Below are 24,126 nucleotides of genomic sequence, written 5' to 3' on the forward strand. Positions count from 1 at the left end.
ATGATAGTTATATAGTAAAAACTCCTAGTTTCCTAGGAGTCATTGTATAAGCATCTCACTCTTTACAGTCAATCCTAATTATAAAATATCCTTTTATACAAAACAATCGAACTTTATGTGAACAAGCAGGACTCTATTAAAATATGTTGCGCTTTTGTGTTACACAATCCATACTAATTATTATAACTTATAAAGGTGGTGCAATAGATTGATAGTTCTTGAAACTGAACGACTCACTCTTCGTTGGTTCGATATACAAGATGCTCCGTTTATTCTTGAGTTAGTAAACGATCCTGCATGGATTCAGTTTATTGGTGATAAAAGGGTTAGAAACCTAGAAGATGCTCAAAATTATATTTTAAACGGTCCGGTCGATATGTATAATAAAATGGGCTTTGGTCTTTACTTAGTTGAACGAAAAGAAGATCTCACTCCACTTGGCATGTGCGGCCTTATTAAAAGAGATTCATTAGAAGATGTTGATATCGGCTTTGCCTTTTTAGAAAAATTCCGTTCGAAAGGGTACGGCTATGAATCAGCTGCTGCGGTAATCGAATACGGTGTACATAAGCTAGGTATGAAACGAATTGTAGCAATTACTTCTATAGATAATGCTGCTTCAGGCAATCTGTTAGAAAAAGTAGGATTGCGATTCGAAAAAATAATTTCAGACTCCGGAGAAGATCTAAAATTATTCGGGTATAACGCATAATAAAAAAGGTCGCCATTCATGGCGACCTTTTTGTTACTTCACTTCTACCGTATAATTCCCTGTTCCCCCACCATATTGATATACATGTAAATAATACTTACCTGGATGCGCATTGTAGCTGCCCACTAATTTATTTCCTTGCGTCTGAGCATACGTAACATAATTATTTAAATCTGCTGCTGAATAAAGAACCCAGTTTACCCCAATATTATTTTCCTTCGTTACGTTAATTTGGAGATTCCTAGCTGTTTCCACATTTATTTCAAAGTAATCACTTGTATCACCGTTTCCTAAACTTGCACGTAACAATTGGTTTAACTGCAGTTTATTCGCTGTTTGGAATGAATTATTCGGCTCTTTTTCTACACTGTTATCTTCTTTCTTTTGAACCGTTACACTTGCTGTAGCAGTATTAGTTAATCCTTTATCGTCTGTTACTGTTAATTTTGCTGTATATGTTCCTTCTTTTGTATATACGTGAGTTGGATTTTGTTCACTACTTTCAGTACCATCGCCAAACTCCCATTTATAAGAAGCAATTTTCCCATCTTCATCTTTTGATCCATCGCTTTTAAACGAGATTGCTTCATTTACATTTCCGCTATACGGACCATTTATTACCGCAACTGGTGCTTTATTCACAGCACCTTCTTCTGTATTAATACCATGGAATACAACATCATATTCAAATTGTCCTGATGCATTCACACGGTAATTTACAAAGTACGCTGTTACTGTTTTATAGCCTGTCCATTCTTTTGCACTTAAACGCTTTAACGTATCATTCACGTTTTGTGTAATTGTTTTCCAGTCTTCATATTCTCCTTTTGCAGTAGTACCTGTATACGTTCCTTGTAGTGTAAATGTATTAAAGAACTGTGATTTATTTTTCTTAACTGATACATTACTTAATTTTGCTTCCGCTGTAATTTCTGCCGCAATATCCGAAACTGGTTTCGGTGCATGAGTTGCTAAATAATCATCTGACACTAACGGAACATTATATTTCTCACGATTGTCTACTAACATTTGCATATAGTCTTGATACTCTTTATTTAAATTCGCATCTTTACTTAAAGCAGAGCGGTATGCATCATATGCTGTTACATCATTTTTCCTAATAAGATCATGAACTTTATCAAACATATCGTATCTCTTATTGTACATATACGATTGTAAAGCAAAGGAATAATTGTAGAAATCCCACGTTCCATACTTTGCATTTAACGTTCGCTCTGCGGTATAACGTTCTGCTGGATTCGAAGATAGTCCTCCTATAATACTCTTTCTTGGAACGACGTTGTCCGTTCTCGTTGCACCTGCAAAAAACTCAGCATTCCCTTCTTCAAACCAAGATAATCTCTCATTCTCATACATCTTACCTTGTCCCCAAAGTCCTGGCACTTCATATCTACCTTGTAAATAATGCGTGAATTCATGTCGGAACAATTCTTCTAAACTATAAATACTTTCTTCTGGCGTACGTTCATAAGTAAAGAACGTACCTGTTCCTTCTATATAAAGACCGCCGTTATTCGTTTCATACCCGTACAATTGACGATTAAATTGATATTCAGCCGGGCTATTATAAATAACCATCGTTAATACATCATCTGGATTTCCTTTTTCTAACGGTTGGTCACTTTCAACCGTACGATGGAATTGTGCCTTCACTTCTTTTGCTGCCCAATATAAACGTTTAACTTTCTCCTCAGTCACTTTATCTCCCGCTTTTAAAACAATTGCACCATCATCAAACGTATACGTTTTCGGCAAATACTTTTTCTTCCCATCTTCTCGTATTTGATCTAAATTAACAACGTTACCGTTTGCATCTTTCCCGCCATAATTCGTCGTAATTTGCTCAGCTGCTACGAAATATTGCTCACCTAAATAAGGATAGATTTTCATCGCATCTGTTACAACTTGTAATCCTTTTGTCCCTGTACTATGGAATGTGCCGAGTCTACCTGTATAATAAATGCCATTATTAATAAGCCATCCGTTTTTCTCTGTAATCGTTCCCATTAACGCGAATCTACTTAATTCATTAATATAGCTATCTATTTTTTGGTACCATACTGTATCTTTCGGTGCTTTTCTCGTATCGTACAAATACGATTGAATATCGTAATCAACACCTTGCATAATATCGTAAATCGCATTTCCAGCTGAAAGATTATCTACCAATGTAGAAAAATTATCATTATATTGCTTAAAAATCTTTGCAGCCGATGTTATCGTTTCCACATCACTCGAAGCATTTCCTATTAATTTCCCATATGATGATACAACTTTATTTTGTTCTAACGTACCGAGTTTGAAATTTGGATTGTTCGCAATCGTTTTTAATGCAGGTAAGCACTTGTCATGATAGCTACGTTCATTTAGTTTACTTAATTCTGTATTATAAAACCCTAAATAAAACCCTGATCGCAAAACTTCCACTAATGTCTCAATCCCTTTTGAATCGTCTTGCGTATAAGCCTGTCCTTGCTGCTTCAATTTATCAATAATTGCCTGCATCCTACTATCATTTTGATAGAATGCAAGACTGTCCTTATTAAACTGAAATAGCCCCGTAATTTGCTCCCAATCGATTGTTACAAGTAAATCTACTAATTGTTGATTGCTTAATTGATTTAATTCAGCAATTGTATAAGTTTTCGCTACAGCTAATTGCTTACTTTCCTTTTTTACTTCAGGCGGTCTTTGCGATAAATCAGCAAATTGTAGCCTTTTCTCAAAAGACTTGCTTTCTAATACTTTCGATGAATGAGCTAATTCTTCCACTGGTAGTTGTACGCCAACCGGCTCCATTTTTAGCACATTTCGATATGAAACTTGCTCTCCCTTAGTATCTTCCGCCAATATGCTTCCTTGAAAACTCCCTAACATTAAACTAGCAAAACTTACCCCTACTAAAACTTTTTTTGAATAGCCTTTCATGCTCTCCCCTACCTTACATTTTTTAGTGTCCCGCTCCATTATTTTACTATTCTGACTATTTATTCTGTATTGAGAAAAAAGAAGGGAACGTTCACACATGTATCCACTCAAAGCGAAATTAACACTTGACTTCACATGTGATTTATGTCAAAAAAAGATAGATAATAGCGAAATTCCTGCTACATCTATCCTCTATTTCAACACTATGATTTTAACTTTATAAACGTAATTTCCGGCAATGTTTGCATATGCTGAATAAATGCATTCTTTTCTTCTGACGATATATTTTTCAATTGCATTCCTACCTTATAAACTATTTCTGTATCTTGCTGTAAAGCTTCAACTTCATATGAAAGTATTGGAATACCTTTCACTCGTAGAGTCTCTACTATTTGTTGTACCGCTTCGTGTTTATTTATACACATTTGCACTGTTATATTTTGCGGAAATAAAAATTGCACCTTAAAAATACGACTTACAATCTCTAAACCAATCAAAACGAGAATCATCGCTCCAATCCCTACAACATACATACCTGCTCCAATTGCTAGCCCTATTCCTGCTGTAGCCCATAAACCAGCCGCTGTCGTTAATCCTTTCACTGCCTGCTTTTGAATAATGATTGTACCTGCACCTAAAAATCCAACTCCACTAACAACTTGCGCTGCAATCCGGCTCGGATCAAGAGCCATATGTTCTTCAAACACAATATCCGAAAAAGCATATTTCGAAACGACCATTATTAAAGCACTCCCTACGGCTACTAGGAAATGTGTTTTTAATCCAGCTTCTTTTGAGCGAATTTCCCTTTCAATACCGATTATCGCCCCTAACAAACCAGCAACACCGATTCGTATAATAAAATCAATATGTAAGCTCACGAGCACTTCCCCCTTTTATTCATTATAGAGAGATAAAACAAAAATTATCACATGCATCTACCCATCGATATAAAAGCATTTTATTAAAATACATTTAATATCCCAGTGATTTTATGTTAATATTTTAAATATTAACATAAATGAAACAACCTACTTCTCATACAAAAAAACTTTAAAGTTCAACGTCTAACTTATTTTCAGTTAAAAATGGCATATGAGTTGCGTGAAATGAGGTTGAGAAATTCAGGAAACGCTTTCATTTTATATCATAATTTTTGTGAAATAAAACATAAATAAAAGGAGCTTACTAACAATGAACGTCTCTTTACTTACACCTACTACTGATTTACAAGAAGAATACTTAGATTTTTATAACGAATGGAAAGATAGCGGTGAAACGATGATTCCATGGGTTATTTCAAAAAATCCTTCTAATTTCACGGCAATGATTCAAGAATTACACGACGCACATAACGGAATAAATATTCCTGAAACTTGGGTACCAGATTCTACTTATTGGCTTGTTACAAATGAAAATAAAATTGTAGGAGTTGTTAATATTCGTCATAGTTTGACGGAGCATTTATTTAATGCTGGAGGCCATATCGGTTATGGTATTCGCCCTTCTGAAAGAAGAAAAGGTTATGCTACAAAGTTACTAGAGTTATCATTAGAAAAAACGAAAGAATTAAACATCACGAAAGCACTTGTCGTTTGCGACGAGGTGAATACTGCTTCAGAGAAAACGATTTTACATAACGGCGGTCTCCGTGATGATGATTTCACTGAAGAAGATGGGAATGTTGTGAGAAGGTATTGGATTGAGCTCTAAATAATCAAAAACAAGCCAGAAAGTGATTAAACACTTTCTGGCTTGTTTTATCCCGCGTTAACGGGCAGTACAACTCCCACCTCAAAATTCAGCTGGAACAAAGAAGTTAGGCGGGGGATTAACTGCCCATAAACGCCCGATTGGTGAAGGCTAATAATCAGTGGGGGATGAACAAAGCCCCCACTGATTAAAGTTTCACTTTATACTGCTTCTATTTCAAACTGCACTGTAATACCACTTGGATCTACTACAGTAAATCCATTTGTAGTTTCATTTATTTCATGTTGTTTTTCTATTAATCTTTCTTTCACTTCATCTAACGCTTCTTTATGCGGTAGTACTATCGTATACACTTTTAGTCCAGTTGCATGTGCTGGTGGATACGGATTATTTACTCCGTTCCACGTATTTGCACCAATATGGTGATGATAGCCTCCTGCCGAAATAAATAAGCAATCATCTTCACGCTGTTGTACTTCAAAACCTACTGTATCTACATAAAACTCATGTGACTTTCCTACATCAGCTATTCGTAAATGGACGTGCCCAACGACAGTGTCAGCAGGTAATCCATCAAACTCATAATTAACGAGTGTTGCCAGTTCTTTTAAATCTAGTGGCGTACTTCCCCCTGGCCCTTCTCCCCATTGACCTCGAGGGCGATCTGCATAAATCTCGATACCATTCCCCTCTAAATCTTGTAAATAAAACGCCTCACTATACGTATGATCACTTGCACTATTAAATCTTGAAATTGGCAAAATTTCATTTGAATATGTATAACGCCCTTCTTGCTCAGCTGGACTTTCAATGACATTCTTATTGCGAATAACACCAAATAGTGCCGAAGCAAAAGCTTCACGAGTCGGAACTAAAAAGGCTACGTGATATATACCCGTCGTACGCGGTTCTTGTAGCGCTGCATCTTCCAACTGCTCAAGAACAAGTAACGTATTCTTACCACCTTTTCCTGTTAAATATGCTTTATTCCCCTCTTCCTTACTTACCTCTAACCCTACTACATTCTCATAAAAAGCAATTTGACGCTCTAAATCTTTTACTTTAAATTCGACATGACCAATACGTGTTTTCGGATGAATTTGTACCATGAATAACTTCCTCTCCTAATCCTTTATTTCAAAACAAACTAACATCGCCGTTACTATGAAGGATACAACTAAAAACACACTATGTAAATAAGAAAAATCAGAATTCATAGTTTTTTAAGAAGGCCATTAATGACAAAAAGCCATCTCCTCTGAAATTCAGAAGAGATGGCTTCAATTATAGAAACTATAAATATTTTACTTTCTTATCCTTTAACTACATATTTATTTCATCTTATGTACTTCAGCAACTAACTTTCCGCCTTGAATGCCCATATAAAGCTTAACAGGAGCATCATTCGTATTTTCAAATACTAAGTCTAAATATGGATAAGCAATTGTAGCATCTCTTCCCTGAGGGACATAACCTACTGTTTTAGAATGTGTAGTTCTCTCTACCATTTTCAAACCAGCTTGATCTGCTGCATTGTATAGCGTTGATGATGTTTGACAAACGCCACCACCATAACCATCTACTAATTTACCATCTACAATTTCTTTACCTAATTGATATCCTTTATCTGGCGTTGTATCACCGATTAATGCATTGAAAGAGAAACTGTCTCCTTTTGCTAATACAACTCCATTTATGCTCGCTGCCGACAAACGAATATTCTCAATACGGCCACCTGCTGATCCACCTAAATTCGTTTCATATCTACCAATTACCGTGCCACTTCCTTGCGCATCACTTAATGTTGCGGTAGGCTTTTTCTCAACGATAGGTAACTGATATGAAGAATCCCACATACCAACGTTTAATAATTTATCTACTAATTCTTTTTCCATTAATTCAAAAGAAGGCTTTCCTTCTTGCCATGATCCATCAGATGCTATACGTGAAGGGACCATCTTTTTGTCAACACTTTTCCCGACTTCACCTGCAACCTTCGTTACGGATTTTTTGAATTTCGCCTCATCTTCAAAATAACCTAAACTCGATAAGTCTATTTTTTTCACTTCAGTACCAGTACGCCCATCCACTAAGCTAATTGAATCCTGTACATCAGCCTTAGCCTCTACAACATTCCCACCAAAATCACTTACTAATGCCACATCACTTACTTTTGTACCACAACCACTTACTACAGCTACGCATAGCACCCCTACTAATATACCCTTTATTTTTCGGAACAATATACTCTCTCCTTTTCCCCAACATTATTTCTTATGTATTATTTCATTTTTATGTATCTTTTGTTACAATCATTTTACAATATATTTAGAAAATGTTACAAGTTGTTTTTTACTCTATTAAAATTACTCTTTTCTTTTGTAAATGTCTATACATATTTATATAAATTTTCGAGTTTGATAAAATTGTAACTTTTATGCAACCTATCTCCATCCAGTATATACCATTCAACAGATGAAATACAAATGTAACACCCTTTCATTTCACCTCTCTATTCACCTGCATGCTTCAGAAACCGCAATACCGCTTTCTCATATGTGATCATTATTAACAACTTAAACCGAGCTTTTAGCGGTAAAAACAATCATTCACTTCAGGTATATAGGTATTTGCCGTGCCACTACTCCGCTTTTGCACATACATTATGATGAATTTAACCTATTATAAAGAAATGGAGGATGTTTTTATGTATCCCTACAATCCTTATGATCCATATAACCAATATGGTTACCAACCTCAGTATGATTTACAGGCACAATACCAACAATATATAGATCAAACAGAACAAGTTAATCCATATGATCAAAATCGACAATTTCAACTTCCAATCTCTTTCCCTGGTACTGGAAACCGTCAATTAGAAAGACGAGTAAATGAACTTGAGCAAAGAGTACGTCAACTAGAAAACACAGTTGAGCGTCATACGCGTAGATTAAACCGCTTAAATCAGCGTTTACGTACAGTAGAAAACAGGCTAAATATTCCATTTTCAGCATTAGAAGACGGATTTTAATTTCGAAAATAACAAATATATAAGGAAGGGGCTCCCCCTTCCTTATATAAATTGACGAAAGTTTTTTCCATCTTTATACTGATAAGAGTTAATGAAATGAAACAAGGTGATAAATATGGATTTTGAAATAAATTTTCTTTCTTTTTATGTAGTACAAGTAGAAGGAAAAGGTGAAGCAGTTGATAAGCGCTATAAACATTTTCAAACATTAGACGCTGAAGAGTATGAAGATAGCTCTTTAAAAGAATTTTTGAATGGTGAATTATTAAAAATTTCAAAGCGAAAAGTAGAACGTCACGCAAAAACAGAACAAGCCCCAACGAAGATCGGTCGCTTTATTGTAGAAGAAGGGCATGAACTCGATTCAAACCCTCATTACAACTTATTTAATCGTATTCGCTTTGCAGAAACAAAAGAAAACTTCAAAGATATGAGCGAACCTCTCGTTTATACATACCTTGACACAAGCGCTGTACGTGGTGGTGTGTTTTTAATCGCTCAAGCAAAACTACGCAAATACTTTGATGATCCATTCGTATTCGTAATGAAATGTGACTTCGAACCAAAGGTTGCTTCCATTTCTGATGAATCAACACTTATTCGTAACGTTGAAATGGCCATCACAACAAAGAATATGAAATCTATCCAGTACCCATACATGCCTGAAGAAGGTATGGTGGAGCCTGGCGAACTAAAAATACACCAAGCATCACACGCCCGCTACTTTGAAGACTTCTTAAAATTCGTCGAATACGAACGCTCTATGCCTGAAATTATGAAAACACAAGTAATGGACATGGTATACGACCAAATTGAAGATGTATTTGAAGAAGGTACTGAAGAACGTGAACAGTTCGACCAAGCGATGGAAGTATGGGCTGCCAGTCCGAAACGCGAAATTATGGAACAATTTTCAACAGAAGAAGTAATGGAAGCTACCGCTCAAATCGTCGAGCACGCCCCTGAAGTGGAATTAAAGCTAAAAGCAGATCATATCTCTGTGAAGGCTTTGCTTGCTGATTTCGGAGACCTAATACATATTGCAAAGGTAAACGACCGATATGTATTAATGATTGAGGCTGATACACTTACGTTTGAGAAAGGCTTCTCTCCCATTGAGTTTTTGAAGCCGGATGAATTACAGGACGTAATTGAGCGGATTGAGAATAAACAGCAGTATTCTTATGATTCGAATGGGATCGAATAAATGCTTCCATATACCTATTTTTACTGAGCTCTATTAACAAGCGCTCTTTTATTTGGGACATAGTTGACATTTATACTAAAAACCGATTCTACTAAGAATCGGTTTTTCTTCTTTATAACAAATATGCTTATTTTTAAAAAATATTTTTGCTCCAAGATGACATTTCTTGTAGCATCAAGCAGATTCCTTCCTTGTTGTACAAGCGTATTTCCATGAGAGACATCTACTTCAATATCCCTAGTTGACCAAGTCCTTCTATAAGTTTTTGGTGTTTTTCCTTTTAGTCATTATGTATGTTGTTAAAATGAAAATTTCACTTTACTACCTCAAATTTATTGTACTCGTAAAAAGATAATTGAAAACGATATTCCGGATGCTCTCTCACCCAATCGTAGGCTTCTTCTAAAATATCCATTTTATTTTGCACGTCATTAAGTTCACTACATTCGTTCCTTTTCTGTTTACATAGAGGACAGAACCCACCCACTATCTCGGCATTCATCGCACGAATCGTTTTACTTTCTAAGTCAACTACTAGACGAAGAATAAGAGAATGCTCCGCTTTTGTAGTCACCATCATTTCAGCAATTCCATCCTCATTCCAAAAGACACCATTTAATTCCATCTGTACGGTGACATCTTTGATTTCCAAGTCTATCACTATCACACCTCCCTTGTATAAGACTCTTACCTTACTCTTCGATTTTAATCTTTAATACACCACGAGCTAAAGATATATTAAGCTTTTTCCAATTCTTCTTCTTTGCTATGAAAGGAAGTGTAATTAGTGCAAATAGTGTGGTAAATATTGTCAAAAAAACTAAAACGGTTAAAATGTTAAAGATTGCTTCCATTAAACTACACTCTTTTCTATGTATATCCGTACTAAAAACAACAAAATATTCCATTAACAATACAGGACAAGCCGTGAATTTTCCAACTAAACTTCAGCAACTTAATCCTGAAGTCTAGTTGTACATATGAATAAAATAAATTTTATTACTAACTTTCTTCTACTACTTTCTCCATCTCAGCCAAATACCTAAGCTGCCGCTCCGCTTTTCTCACCGCAGTAGGAAAGTGTTTTTTCAGAAGTTCTACTGCTGATTCACTTATATAATATCTTTCCGTTATACCTTCCCACGTGTCACTACTTTCAAATGCACTCCATACAAAAGGACGCTCTGTATTTTTTCTCAGTTCTTTAAACACCCATTTCCGCATCCTTTTTTTCGCTTTTTCTGTTAGTTTTCCGTTCTTTACAAGTTCAAGCTCACCATGTCTCTTGTATCGCTTGTTAATATCTCTCTCGCCATATACTTTCAGAAAGATATTTGCTGTATTCTCAGCATCTGCTAAAGCCCGGTGCTGCTTCCCTTCCCACGTTAAGCCGAGCTGATCCACTGCTAATTGTAAACTTGGTGTATGCTCAAATAATTCTTCATACGCCTGAAAAACAAATTTTTGCACATCAAATCTACTCTCTTTTTCCATACATGGGCATTCTACACCGTATAATGTACAATCTTGAGATAGAAAACGGTAATCTTCTTTTCCCCATGAAACAAATATTGAATCTTCTCCGATGAACTGAATAAATTTCTCTATAATTTGAGGGAAATTCCCTACACCTATTAAATCTTTCTTTGTAATTCCAGTTAATTTTGTTGTATGACGAGTTAATGGGGCACTTGGTTTTACTAACTCTGAAAATTCTCCAATAACCTTCATTGTACTCACATCTATTTTTACAGCTCCAATATCAACTATTTCTGACGGATCTTCTGATTTATACGGCCTAAAATTCCTTTCAATATCAAACACAATGAAGTGTGTAGCGTTTTTCAATTTATTTACCTCTTTCTAAATTCCTTTTCACACACATACTTTATTTTCAGTATTTATTTATTAATGCACTTTATGCATGAAAAACTTCGCATAAAAATCAAAAATTCAGTCTTATTATTACATGTACATAGGAGGATATTCAATAAAAACGCAAAAAAAAAGAAGGGCAAGCCCTTCTTTTTTTCATAATTACTTCTTGTTTACGTTTGTAGCTTGAGGTCCACGGTTACCTTGTTCTACTTCGAAAGTAACTTCTTGACCTTCTTCTAAAGATTTGAAGCCGTCGCCTTGGATAGCTGAGAAATGAACGAATACGTCTTCTCCGCCTTCAACCTCGATGAAACCGAAACCTTTTTCTGCGTTAAACCATTTTACTTTACCGTTTTGCATTTAAAAAATCCTCCTACAATGTACCTATATGTACATATTCATTTTCAACCACTTTACAATAATACATCATATATTAAAAAACTGCAACCCCAGAGGAGATTTAACATTGCTATCCTCCTCGGAAGTTACAGCTCATTTAAATCTCTATATTATTAAAAGTAAAATGGTTTAAAGTAACTATATCATACCAATATAATAAAAGTAAAGTTTTTTTAAAGTTATACAGCTTTTTTTTTCCACTGCATCGTTTTTAATTCACCTGATCCAGCTACAACATAGCCTTCTTTTTCATTAACAATGCGCCAACCATGCCCTTTAACCGAATCACATACTGTAACAATTCCTTCTTCAAGAAGCACACGGCAAACAGTGCTAATTCCCGCCTTATTTTGCGTTGACGTTGTATATAACACATGTTGATCCACACTTAAATCTAAATAACTACTCGCTTTTTGTTCACTTTGACATGTATGCCAACCTATTTTATCACTTTCGATACTCTCATTTATTCTGCAAAAAGAAATATTTCCGCTAATTCCCTTGCACGATCCACTTGCCGCTACTAAATAGGAATTATGTATAGTCAACGCAGAAATCATCTGATTCATCGCTATTTTAATCCTTTTTAATTTACGTGTCTCTAAATCAAAAAGCCAAACACCACCATATTTAGTATGTATTTTCGTACCGATAAATAAGTAATGTTTATATAAAAATAATGATCGAATAGATGGTGCCTCACTACCGTAATTAAGAAATGGCTGAATAGTCTCCCATGTGGAACCAAAATTATTAGAATGATACAGTGTTTTATCTCCATGAGCAATTACTGTTCCATTCTCATTACTACATACATTCCAGCTCGTTGCTTTCGTTGGAAAGCGCTGGATCGTCCACGTTTCTCCACCATTCATACTACGAATAAAAACTCCTTCGTCTCCTACTCCGTAAACTACGTTACCTTCACTATGTAAATCTCGAATTCGTTTTTGGAAACCAGTTAAAGCCTGTTTCCATTCTCCATCTTTTTCAATGAATAAACCATTATATGTAGTAGCTAACAAAAGCTTTCCATCTCTTAACTTTGTAATAGCAGTTGCACTTAACATTGTTTCCACGTTGACACTCCCGTTCCTAGAACTTCTCGGCAAAAGCAATTGCAAAATCACTGCATTTTTCAACGTCTTCTTTATCTTCTGGAGCTAATTCAATTTTCAATCCTTCTTGTACAAGTTCTGCCCCACATTTTACAAGACGTTCTTCAAATATCGTTACCGCTTCACAAAACAGCTCATACGCCGTATCACCTGATCCAAAAACAGCCACTTTTTTACCCGTTAAATCTATATTTTCTAACTCATCATGGAAATCTTCCGCTTCAAATGGTAATTCACCATCACCCCACGTATAAGATCCTAAAATGATTCCATCATACGCTAATAATTCTTCAGCATCCATACCTTCCATCTCTTGTAATACTACTTCATGATCAAAGGCATCTAAACTTACTTTAATTAAATCAGCAATACTCTCTGTATTCCCTGACATACTTGCATACGCTATTAAAATTTTCGCCACTTTGGCATCCCCCTCTTACAATAAATGATTCTTATTCTCATTATATTAATAATGAGAATCAATTTCAATTATATTTTTTGCTATTTTATTTTATTCCATAAAAAAAAGAACAGATGACTATACAATCATCTGTTCTTTTTTATTACTTTTTAAAAATACCAAAGGGTTTTCCAACTGGTAATACAACTTTTCCGAAGTGTGTATTTAACACAGCTGCTGCTGAACCATAGAAAGATAATAATGAAATACATAGTTCAGAATACGCTGCTAAATTATGCATTGCGTGCGGCATAACACCTAAAGTACTTAATGAAAGACCGATAAATAAGAAATCAATAAGGACGAAAATCATAAATAATACTTTATGTGTTTCCATTGCACCAATTGTCATAAAGATCGTGAAAATCAAGTATCCGATAAAGGCTACACCGAGCTGTTTTGAATCTGCAGTTTGGGCTAATTTTTCGCCAAATACTCCAAGTTGAATTAACCAAGTCATTCCAACACCTAACCAAAATAGGCCGTACGCACCAAATGCTGTTGTACCGAACGTATTGTTGTGCTTTGCATCGTGAATGCATGCAAAGATTTGTGCAAATCCTCCTAAAAAGATTGCCCATGGTAATACAAGTGAAACGCCATCTGTTAAGCCTAACTTTTGAGACGATGCTACAAGTGTTACCATCGCTAATCCAAATAGACCGATTCCAGATGGATCTGCTGTTGTCATTTTCACATGATGTGTAGTAGTTTGATTGCTCATATAAACCTCCTGATTATAAACATACTCGAATACAATACTTAAATCAGAAGGCTATGTCAATGGTTTTTTTTGTATGTTGTCAGACCTTATATTCCATAATAATCAAATACACATTTGGCCACATCATAAGGTTTTACATTTAAATTTGGCAACTCATTTACCGGCATCCATAAAGGAATATAACTCCCTCTATCTTTCAGCTCGAACTCCTCGCCTTTACCACTTCCGAAAACTCCACCTATAATATGGGCATTATAATAATACTCCGTACCTTTATACTCCACCTTTGCAATCAGATGCTCCACTTGTATATGTACCCCTAATTCTTCATAAACCTCTCGCTTCGTTGCTTCTTCAGGCGTTTCTCCTTCTTCAATTCCCCCGCCTGGAAAAACAAAATACATCTCACCTTCTCGAACACGTTTTATAAGAGCGATTTTACCACCTTGTATAATTATAGCTGCACCGCGATTTCTTCTCACTTTATTACCTCAACACCAATCGCAACTGTTCCCCATTCTTTTTCTTGTTCTTTCGTATATATTCCGTATGTACTTTCTAACATTTCTTTTATACTAAGTTCTTCACAATCAAATAATTTTTTATCAATTTGTTCGTACATTGCTTTAAAGCTTTCGTATCGTTTTATCTCCGTTACTTTTACAGCCATCGTTTCTGCTGTCGTAAGGTTCGTAAATACAATTTCATCGTCTTTTTTTATAAGTTGACGTTTTTTATCGTATAAGCGTACTTCATATACTTTTTTTCCTAATTGAATCGACTGAAAAGGTTTATTATATAATCCCATTTCGTATCTCATACATTTCACTCCCTTTTATTCATCTTGCCTACTAACATTTTTGCACATTACTATTTCATACAACATAGTTCGCCTTACTTCACCTTACATATAATGTTCCATATCCATTACTTTCTTTAGAGAGGATGCTAAAATTGGTATGTTATATTTAAATCAAAAACCTGAATATAATAAATATGATATCGGTGATTATACTTACAGTAAAGTAGGCCCTATTATTTTTTCTTGGAATGATGAAACAAAATTAAAAATAGGTAAGTTTTGTTCATTAGGAGAAGAAGTCGTTTTCGTACTTGGCGGTGAACATCGTGCTGATTGGATAACAACTTATCCATTTAATGTCCTCTTCGAAGAAGGAGCACACATTACTGGTCATCCTTCTTCAAAAGGTGATATCGTAGTCGGCAATGATGTATGGATTGATTATCAATCCTGCATTTTATCTGGTGTTACAATTGGTAACGGGGCCATTATCGGGGCCAAGAGTGTTGTTACAAAAGACGTACCTCCATATGCAATCGTCGCTGGTAATCCTGCCAAACTAGTTCGATATCGTTTCCCGCAAGAAATCATTGAAAAACTAGAAAACCTTGCATGGTGGGACTGGGACATTTCCGTTATAAAAGGAGCTATTCCATTTCTACTCTCCAACAAAGTCAACGAATTTTTCACTTCTCCCGAAGAAGAAGCTACTTGATCTAAACAAAAAGAGCATCCTATTCTTTCAGGATGCTCTTTTTGTTTTTATTTTTTATTTATTCGCAACTGATTACACGGAGAACAGTGAAATGGAATTTTGTCTAAACAATTAAAGTTTGTTTCACAAATTTGTTCTATCGTTGGAACAAATGGAATGACAACTATGTTACTATCTATTATTTGTGTAACAGGTGGCAATACTGTGCCTACTTGATGTTCGAAGCGAATACTCGCTTGATTAATATAATTTCCTGAACCACTTGGTGCACTCTGAACTGTTACTTGGAACGAAACTGTCCGTGCTTCACCTGGATTTAAACTTCCTATAAGAAACCCTGATACTGGGCTTACATTTGGCACTGGCGTATTATCAACAGTTACACTTCCAGGAACAAATCGAAAACTACTATCTAACATATCTTGAAAACGAATATTTTGTATCGCTGTATCCCCCGTATTCGTAATAACTGTCGTAAACGTAATAACATCTCCAATTGTTGCTGATTGAAGATCTGCCGTTTTTACGACTGTTGTTGAAACATTTTGAGGAATAAACGGGATAACAACTGTATTACTATCGCCTTCAACTACTACTGGCGGCTCATTAGGATTTACAGTTGCAAGCCCATTCGCTGTAGCTGTATTTGTTACTAAGTTATTTATTTGCCCTCCTGTTATTACAACTTGGAAATTAATAATTGCTGCATCATTCGGCTGAAAATCACCTAAAAGGATACCGGTATTCGGATTGGCAAATGGAAAAGGTACATCATTTACCGTTACCGTGCCATTTATAAATAACGTATTTGGGTCAATGATGTCTGTTAAAATAATATTCGTCACAGGAACTGTACTATCATTTATAACAGCAATTCCGTAAGTGACAACATCTCCTACCATTGCTACTTCAAAGTTTACTCCTTTTGCAACAAATAAGATTGCAGTATTTACCGTTACAATAACTGTATTACTCGTGTCCATCACTGTAACTGGCGGTTCCCCTGGTACTAAAATATATTCTGCCGATGCCCCAGCAACGTTCACTACTGTACCACCATCTGGAAAACTTGTAATTGTAGCTTCATATGTTACAATCGCCGTCTCACCGACTGGAATGTCTAAAATCGTAAATCCAACCTGCGGATTTACTCCTGGACGTGCTACTCCATTTACCGTTACACTATTTGGTACAAAAGCCGCTTCCGGCGATAACACATCAATAAATTGAACATTCATTGCATCAGCCGTACCAGTATTTAATATGCGAACACGGTACGTTACCGTTTCTCCTACTCCAACAATTGAATGATCTACTTCTTTCAGCATATCTAAACTGCCTCTATTTACTGGTGTGACTGTCGTATTACTTGAATTCGTAATTGTAAACGGTGGTTCTCCTGGAATCAATTCAAAATCTCCAGTTACTCTCACTGTATTCATAATGCTACTAGAAGGCGGAATTACGATTACATTTACTTCAAATGTGATTAGTATGCTATCTCCTACTGCAAGATCCGGTAATGAAAAGCCTACAAAAGGATCTAAACCTACTTGTGGAATCCCATTTATTTGTACGCTTCCTGGAACGAATTCTAAATCAGGCGATGGGATATCAATAAACTGAACATTTGTCGCAGCTACCGTTCCTGTATTTGTAACTTGCACACTATAAGTTAACGTGTCCCCTAATCGTGTTGCTTCTTTATTTACGGTTTTTATAACATTAAATCGTCCTCTATTTACCCTTGTTATTGTCGTATTACTCGGCTCTGTTACTACAACCGGTGGCTCTCCTGGTACTAAAGTAAAGCTTCCCGTTATATTTGCAACATTCGTTATCGTTCCTGAAGATGGAATATTTGTCACTATCGCTTGGAACGTCACTATAGTCGTATTGCCAACAAGTATATCGCCAATTCCAAACCCAGTAATCGGATTCAAACCAGGTTGCGGAGTTCCATTTACCGTTACACTATTTGGTACAAATGACGCTCCTGCTGAAATCGTATCAATAAACTGAACATCGTTAGCTGTTACTGTTCCTGTATTCGTTATTTGCACTGTATACGTTAATACATCTCCAACTAAGGTAGCAGCTCTATTGACTTGTTTAATAACATTAAAGCGTCCTCTATTTACAGTTGTGAGCGTTGTGTTACTTGGCTGATTTACTATAACTGGTGGTTCTCCTGGTACTAATATAAAGCTTCCAGTAACATTTGCCGTATTGGCAATTGTTCCGTTTGATGGAACACTAACAACGGTTACTTGGAATGTGACTTCTACACTTCCCCCTGAATTTATATCTGGAAGTGGGAATCCATTATTAGGATTGAACCCAGGTTGTATCACACCACCTATCGTTACACTATTCGGCACGAATGCTATAGAGGAAGGTAATACATCACTATATTGAATATTCGTCGCTGTCACTGTCCCTGTATTTTGAACTACTGTCGTATATGTGATTGTATCGCCTACTGCAACAATTGGCTCACTTACTGATTTTAAAACATTCAAACCAGGTTCATTTATTTCGGTTAATGTCGTGTTACTTGTCGTTGTTTCAGTAATAGGCGGCTCTGTTTCACTTACAGCAAATGTAGCCGTAACATCTACAAAGTTAACAACTGTTCCACCTTCTGGTATGCTCGTTACCATCTCTTGATATGTGACAAGTACAAAATCATCTACAGGTATATCTGGAACTGTAAAACCGATAAAAGGATCTAATCCTGGTGCTGGTACCCCGTTTATGCTCACACTTCCTGGTACAAATGCTACACCCGCGGAAGTAGTATCTATAAATTGAACATTCGTCGCTGCCACTGTTCCAAAATTAAAAATCAATACATCATACGTTAAAATTTCTCCTACAGTCGCTACTTCTTTATCTACTAGTTTTAACGGAAAAATAAACGCTATATTAATTGTCGTAACGACTAAATTTGTTAATATCGTTTCCGTAATCGGTGGTTCCTGCGGATTTGGTTGTGAAGTAAATGTAACGTCTGCATCATTTAATATGACTTCATTATCTGGAATTTCTGTAATCGTCACTCGGAACGTTACCTCAATACTTCCACCATTAATTAATAATGGAGTAACTGTAAATCCTATTTCTGGATTTAAACCAAGTTGCTGCACCCCACCTATCGTTACACTATCTTCTACAAATGTCGTTCCTTCTGGTATGACATCTTGGAAGAACACATCTGTAACAGGTATAATTCCTACGTTTGAAATTAGCACGGTATACGTTAATACATCCCCAACCGCTCCAGTTGCAACGTCAACTGTTTTTGTTGCTGTTACTTCACCAGGAGGAGGTAACGGTATCGTAACTACTGTCGTATTACTTGTATTCGTCGTTGTTACAGGGGGCTGTAAAGGATTTAATAAAAAAGTGGCTGTTGCAGATGCGGTGTTTAGTACGGCTCCGCGCGTGGATGGCGCAACTACTGTTACTTGGAACGTTACAGTCAATGATGTTCCAGCAGCAATATTAGGAAGCGTAAAACCTATATTTGGATCAAATCCAGGTTGAGGTGTTCCATTTATTACTACACTATTTGCTACAAATGTTGTTTCTGGAGCAATTGGATCAATGAAAGAGACATTCGTTGCTGTTACCGTTCCATTATTTCTAATGACAACAGAATACGTGTAAATTTCTCCAAGTGCCGCTTGTTGTACAGATGAAGATTTTTGTATATTTAACTGTGCTGTGTTTACTTGCGTCACGACGAAATTGCTATTCGTAACAGTCGTTATTGGAGGATTAGCTGGATTTATAAGAAAACTTGCAGTAACGTTTGATTGGTTTCTAATATTTCCACCACTCGGGACACTCGTCACTATAACTTGAAACGTAACTGTAACGGTTTGCCCAACTGGAATATTCGGAACTGGAAAACCTACCACAGGGTCTGCACCTTGCTGAACAACTCCATTTATCGTGACACTATTCGCTACAAACGCAGTTCCAACAGGAATCGGATCTTGAAAAATAATATTTGTTGCAGGAACAGTTCCTGTATTTTGAATAAGAATCGTATACGTTAACGTATCTCCTACACCTGCTTGCGGTGTGTTTACACTCTTTATTACATTAATTGATCCTACATTCACTCGCGTCACAACAATATTACTAATTGTTACAATTGTAATTGGTGGCTGCAAAGGACTTACTTGAAAATCAGCAGTCACATTTGCATTATTCGGAAGAACTCTATTTGGTGGTACACTCGTGATTGTCACCTGAAAAGCAGCTGTTACCATCCCTCCTACTGGAATATTGGCAAGCGGAAATCCAGTCGTTGGGTTTAAACCTGGCTGAGGTGTTCCGTTTATTGTTACACTATTTGCTACAAACGTTGTTCCAGATGGAATAGGATCGAGGAATGATACATTTGTTGCTGCTACTGTTCCACTATTTTGTATACGAACTGTATACGTTAACGTATCTCCTACACCTGCTTCAGTAGCGCTTACGCTCTTCATTACATTTAACCCTGAAGAATTCACGACTGTCATAACAGTATTACTTGGTACTGTTACAGTAATCGGTGGCTCTGTTGGATTTACAAGGAAATCTCCAGTTACATTCGCATTATTTACGACATTATTTCCTTGGGGAATTTCATCAATTAATACTTCAAACGTAACAATTACACTCGCGCCAGTAGGCAAATTATTTAATGGGAATCCAAGTTCTGGATCTGCCCCTTCTTGTAAAACACCATTAACAAATACACTGTTTTCAATAAATAATGTCCCTTGTGGAATTGAATCTTGGAAAAATACATTTGTAGCTGGTACACTACCTGCATTTATGACTTCGATTGTATATACTAAAACATCACCTACCGTTGCAACATCCGTATTCACTGCTTTCACAACTTCAAAATCCCCTGATTGTACAGTTGTATTCACAATGTTACTAGGAACATTGATTGTTACTGGCGGTTCGCTCGGATTCACTTGAAAACTTGCTGTTACATTTGCTTGATTTAAAATATCTTCATTTTCTGGATCCTGTACAATTAATACGTCAAATGTGACTACAACGGTTTGAGCCGCAGGAATATTTGGAAGAGAAAATCCTGTATTCGGATTCAATCCACTTTGCGGTACTCCATTAATCGTTACAGTATTTGCAACAAATGAAACAGCGGAAGAAATAGTGTCTTGGAAAAACACATTTGTTAACGGAACGTTTCCTGTATTTTGGACGGCAATCGTGTATGTTAAAGTATCACCTACTGCCGCTTGAGCTGTATTTACTTCTTTTATTACATTTAAACCACCTGTATTAACTTGTGTTACAACGGTATTCGTTTGCCTATTAATCGTTACTGGCGGTTGATTCGGAATAACGACGAAATTAGCAGCTACATTACCGCGATTCGCAATCGTGCCTCCTGATGGGGTAGATGTGACTCGTACTTGAAAAGTCACTGTCCTACTTCCACCTGGAGATATATTCGCTACTGTAAACCCAGTCGCAGGATTTGCTCCAGGCTGTGAAACCCCATCTACAGTTACACTATTTGGTATAAAAGTCGTTCCAGTTGGGATCGGATCTTGAAAAATAACATTTGTCGCAAGTACATTTCCTGTATTTTCAATTGTAACGGTGTACGTAAGAACGTCATTAACTGTCGCAAAAGCTCTATCCACTGTTTTTCTCGTTCTTATATCAGCTATATTAATAGTAGTAAATACAGTATTACTTGTCGCTTGACCTGAAATTGGTTGTTGGCCAGGCACTGGAGTAAAGTTAAATGTTACACTTGCACGGTTCGGAATTGGATTTACAAGAGGATTAGATGTTACTCGAACTTGAAAGCGTACTACAGTCGTTTGTGAAGCATTAATACTTCCAAGATTAATACTACTTGATGGATTCGCTCCTGGACGTGCTACTCCATTTACCGTAACACTATTTGCGACAAATGTTGTTCCAGCAGGTATACTATCAACAAAAATCACATTATTTGCAGCGACATTCCCATTATTCGTCACATTAACTGTGTACGTTAATACATCATTAAGTGTTGCCGTCTGTAAATCTACAGATTTTTGCAAACTTACATTTGCGCGATTTACCGTCGTCTGTACTGTATTTGAAGAAGCTGTACTTGTGATAGGAGGACTTCCAACAAAAGGACGGAATTGGTATGACACCATTGCACGATTTGGAATAGGGTTTGGGTTCGGGAACGATGTTATTCGAACTTGAAATGTAACAATTCTTTGCGTGTTATTTGGGATTGTACCTAAATTAATTCCATTCGCTGGATTCGCACTCGGTTGTGTTACTCCACCTACCGTTACACTACCTGCTACAAATGTCGTTCCGTTCGGAATACTATCTTGTAATACAACGTTTTCTGCACTTCCTGTTCCTGTGTTCGGGACCGTAATCGTATAGGTGAGAGTATCCCCTACCCCTGCAACTGTTCTATTAACCGATTTAACAGGATTAATGATTGGACCTGTCGCATCAATTTGAACACCAAAACCAGCTGCAGCGTATCCATCTCCATTTGTGACAAAGCGAACAGTTGCTGACGTTTGATTGTTTACTAAAGAAGATGAGGCATCTACATTCGTAATATCCCACCCTTGTCTTCGGACCGCTAAAGCGATTCCTAACGGCTGATTCAAATCTCCAAATGTGCCGCTCGTATCTAGATTGCCACTATCATTACAAATTTGTGATTGAAAGAAATTATTCGCGGGGTTTCTCGGACCGAATAATGCGACTGTAGCATTTGCATTCGGTCCAAAGCGAAGCTGATCTCCAACAATGTTAGAATCACCTTCTTGAGCAGTTACGAGCACTCTTCCTGTAACAGCTCCTGTTGCCGGAGTAGCAAACCCTGAAATAGTAGCATCAACTGGCGGGGATGAAGCATCGATAATCTCTTGACCTGCATATACTGACAAATTCCGAAGTGGTAAACTTGCATTTTGATAAACTACCTCAAGCGTCCAGCCAACTGAACGACTGATTGTTGGATCAGCTGAAGTTCTTGCAGCTGGCACGGCACCTGTTGTATATGTGCCTGCCCCACCTGCACTTACAAGATTCGTTACATTAGCAGAGCGAACATAATAAAACTGGTTCCCAACTGAACCTTGCTGCGCAGTTGCAGGATCTGGTGCAACAGAAAATGTTCCTGCTGGTGTTGTAAATGAAATATTATCATTTAAAAATGCTGTAACATCCTCTGTATCGGTTCGGTATGTGCCGGCCCATACTAGTTCTGCGTATAAAACACTACTCCCTGCTGGAAGGTTCAAAATTGCACTTGAAGAATTTAATGGCCAGTCATTCGTTGTTCCTGCCGGGAATCCAGGCACTTGAAGCGATGTATTTAACGTTGTAAACACATCAATCGTGCCGAAGTTATTGTTTGGTGCAGGTGATGTAGGACTTAGTCCCAACGTGTTCCCAGTGAACGTGACAGCACCAGTTACTGTTGTTGTAAAACGATTCATAAAAGGCACACAATCATCTCATTTCATTTATAGTAAAAAGTGCTCTATACTATAAAATGTAGACAAACTATATAATGTACGTTGTCCAACAAAATTCCACATATATGGAGAGGAGTTTACTATACTATGCGCTACGTTATCGTAACAGGAACTTCACAAGGTTTAGGTGAGGCAATCGCCGTGCAATTGTTAGAAGAAAATACAACCGTTATCTCTATTTCTAGGAGAGAAAATAAACAGCTTGCAAAACTCGCAGAGCAAAACGACAGCAATTATATTTTCCATTCCATAGATCTTCAAGATGTACATAATTTAGAAACTCATTTTAACGAAGTCTTTTCATCTATTCAAAAAGACAATGTCTCATCGATTCATTTAATTAATAATGCAGGAACACTTGCACCAATGAAACCTATTGAAAAGTCAGAAAGTGAACAATTCATTACGAACGTTCATATTAATTTAATCGCACCAATGATTCTTACTTCCACTTTCATGAAACATACGAAAGACTGGAAAGTAGAAAAACGCATTATAAATATTTCATCTGGAGCAGGAAAAAATCCTTATTTCGGATGGGGAGCTTATTGTACAACGAAAGCCGGTGTAAATATGTTTACACAGTGCGTAGCTACTGAAGAAGTGGAGAAAGAATATCCTGTAAAAACTGTCGCTTTCGCACCTGGTGTTGTTGATACAAATATGCAAGCACAAATTCGTGAAACAAATAAGGAAGACTTTATTAACTTAGATCGATTCACCGCATTAAAAGAAGAAGGAAAGCTGCTGTCACCTGAATATGTTGCGAAAGCTATTCGTAACTTACTAGAAACTGAGAATTTCCCGCAGGGTGAAGTAATTCGAATTGATGAATAACAAAGAGGCACGCTATAATAGCGTGCCT

General features: G+C 36.6%; 19 protein-coding genes. 6 read left to right on the forward strand and 13 right to left on the reverse strand.

What is annotated here, in order from left to right:
- The first annotated feature begins 208 nt into the window (after positions 1–208).
- A complete protein-coding gene (locus tag MKX37_RS17045) occupies positions 209–712 on the forward strand; it encodes a GNAT family N-acetyltransferase (protein WP_000636220.1) in 504 nt (167 codons plus the stop codon).
- A gap of 33 nt (positions 713–745) precedes the next feature.
- On the opposite strand, the gene colA is transcribed toward MKX37_RS17045, so the two are convergent.
- The gene (gene colA, locus MKX37_RS17050; RefSeq protein WP_002128448.1) at positions 746–3,661 is read right to left on the reverse strand and encodes a collagenase ColA; all 2,916 of its coding nucleotides are present in this window, start codon (positions 3,659–3,661) and stop codon (positions 746–748) included.
- A gap of 203 nt (positions 3,662–3,864) precedes the next feature.
- Positions 3,865–4,542, reverse strand: a complete 678-nt coding sequence (locus tag MKX37_RS17055; RefSeq protein WP_002066498.1) for an MgtC/SapB family protein — start codon at positions 4,540–4,542, stop codon at positions 3,865–3,867.
- A 313-nt stretch (positions 4,543–4,855) separates the two neighbouring features.
- Here MKX37_RS17055 and MKX37_RS17060 point away from each other — a divergent pair, with 313 nt between their 5' ends.
- Positions 4,856–5,374, forward strand: coding sequence for a GNAT family N-acetyltransferase (locus MKX37_RS17060; RefSeq protein ID WP_002087711.1), 519 nt, complete (start codon positions 4,856–4,858; stop codon positions 5,372–5,374).
- A gap of 200 nt (positions 5,375–5,574) precedes the next feature.
- Here MKX37_RS17060 and MKX37_RS17065 read toward each other — a convergent pair whose 3' ends face one another.
- A complete protein-coding gene (locus MKX37_RS17065) occupies positions 5,575–6,483 on the reverse strand; it encodes a VOC family protein (protein ID WP_002128451.1) in 909 nt (302 codons plus the stop codon).
- 222 nt (positions 6,484–6,705) lie between these two features.
- Positions 6,706–7,617 (reverse strand): VanW family protein, encoded by a 912-nt coding sequence (locus MKX37_RS17070; protein WP_002128453.1) that lies wholly within the window; start codon positions 7,615–7,617, stop codon positions 6,706–6,708.
- A 464-nt stretch (positions 7,618–8,081) separates the two neighbouring features.
- On the opposite strand from MKX37_RS17070, the gene MKX37_RS17075 reads away from it, so the two are divergent.
- Together MKX37_RS17075 and MKX37_RS17080 are read left to right on the forward strand one after the other, a co-directional pair.
- The gene (locus tag MKX37_RS17075) at positions 8,082–8,408 is read left to right on the forward strand and encodes a hypothetical protein (protein WP_002087720.1); all 327 of its coding nucleotides are present in this window, start codon (positions 8,082–8,084) and stop codon (positions 8,406–8,408) included.
- A gap of 115 nt (positions 8,409–8,523) precedes the next feature.
- Positions 8,524–9,615: a DUF3900 domain-containing protein gene (locus tag MKX37_RS17080; RefSeq protein ID WP_002128454.1), complete on the forward strand. Its 1,092-nt coding sequence runs from the start codon at positions 8,524–8,526 to the stop codon at positions 9,613–9,615.
- 313 nt (positions 9,616–9,928) lie between these two features.
- Here MKX37_RS17080 and MKX37_RS17085 read toward each other — a convergent pair whose 3' ends face one another.
- The 8 genes from MKX37_RS17085 to MKX37_RS17120 form a co-directional block, all read right to left on the reverse strand.
- A complete protein-coding gene (locus MKX37_RS17085) occupies positions 9,929–10,276 on the reverse strand; it encodes a hypothetical protein (protein ID WP_002087722.1) in 348 nt (115 codons plus the stop codon).
- Positions 10,277–10,617: 341 nt separating this feature from the next.
- Positions 10,618–11,463, reverse strand: coding sequence for an exonuclease (locus MKX37_RS17090; RefSeq protein WP_002167856.1), 846 nt, complete (start codon positions 11,461–11,463; stop codon positions 10,618–10,620).
- A 189-nt stretch (positions 11,464–11,652) separates the two neighbouring features.
- Complete coding sequence (gene cspB / locus MKX37_RS17095; protein WP_001179147.1) at positions 11,653–11,853, reverse strand: cold shock-like protein CspB; 201 nt, start codon at positions 11,851–11,853, stop codon at positions 11,653–11,655.
- Positions 11,854–12,071: 218 nt separating this feature from the next.
- Positions 12,072–12,971 carry a WD40/YVTN/BNR-like repeat-containing protein gene (locus MKX37_RS17100; protein ID WP_002087724.1) on the reverse strand — a complete coding sequence of 300 codons (900 nt, stop codon included), beginning with the start codon at positions 12,969–12,971 and terminating at the stop codon, positions 12,072–12,074.
- A gap of 16 nt (positions 12,972–12,987) precedes the next feature.
- A complete protein-coding gene (locus tag MKX37_RS17105) occupies positions 12,988–13,431 on the reverse strand; it encodes a flavodoxin (RefSeq protein WP_001062757.1) in 444 nt (147 codons plus the stop codon).
- A gap of 142 nt (positions 13,432–13,573) precedes the next feature.
- Positions 13,574–14,194: an acetate uptake transporter gene (locus MKX37_RS17110; RefSeq protein ID WP_000070943.1), complete on the reverse strand. Its 621-nt coding sequence runs from the start codon at positions 14,192–14,194 to the stop codon at positions 13,574–13,576.
- Between the two features lie 86 nt (positions 14,195–14,280).
- Complete coding sequence (locus MKX37_RS17115; protein ID WP_002128457.1) at positions 14,281–14,676, reverse strand: NUDIX hydrolase; 396 nt, start codon at positions 14,674–14,676, stop codon at positions 14,281–14,283.
- A complete protein-coding gene (locus tag MKX37_RS17120) occupies positions 14,673–15,014 on the reverse strand; it encodes an ASCH domain-containing protein (protein WP_002167855.1) in 342 nt (113 codons plus the stop codon). Before MKX37_RS17120 ends, MKX37_RS17115 begins: the two co-directional genes overlap by 4 nt.
- Positions 15,015–15,153: 139 nt before the next feature.
- Between MKX37_RS17120 and MKX37_RS17125 the strand changes: the two genes are divergently transcribed.
- On the forward strand, positions 15,154–15,711 hold the full coding sequence (locus tag MKX37_RS17125; RefSeq protein ID WP_078422222.1) for a CatB-related O-acetyltransferase: 558 nt from the start codon (positions 15,154–15,156) through the stop codon (positions 15,709–15,711).
- Between the two features lie 47 nt (positions 15,712–15,758).
- Here MKX37_RS17125 and MKX37_RS17130 read toward each other — a convergent pair whose 3' ends face one another.
- Entirely contained in the window at positions 15,759–23,231 is a 7,473-nt protein-coding gene (locus MKX37_RS17130) for a DUF7507 domain-containing protein (RefSeq protein ID WP_078422223.1), read from the reverse strand.
- 117 nt (positions 23,232–23,348) lie between these two features.
- Between MKX37_RS17130 and MKX37_RS17135 the strand changes: the two genes are divergently transcribed.
- Entirely contained in the window at positions 23,349–24,098 is a 750-nt protein-coding gene (locus tag MKX37_RS17135) for a (S)-benzoin forming benzil reductase (protein ID WP_002128461.1), read from the forward strand.
- Positions 24,099–24,126 lie beyond the last annotated feature (28 nt).

The sequence above is a fragment of the Bacillus sp. FSL R5-0709 genome (assembly GCF_038004785.1).
Lineage (GTDB): Bacteria > Bacillota > Bacilli > Bacillales > Bacillaceae_G > Bacillus_A > Bacillus_A mycoides.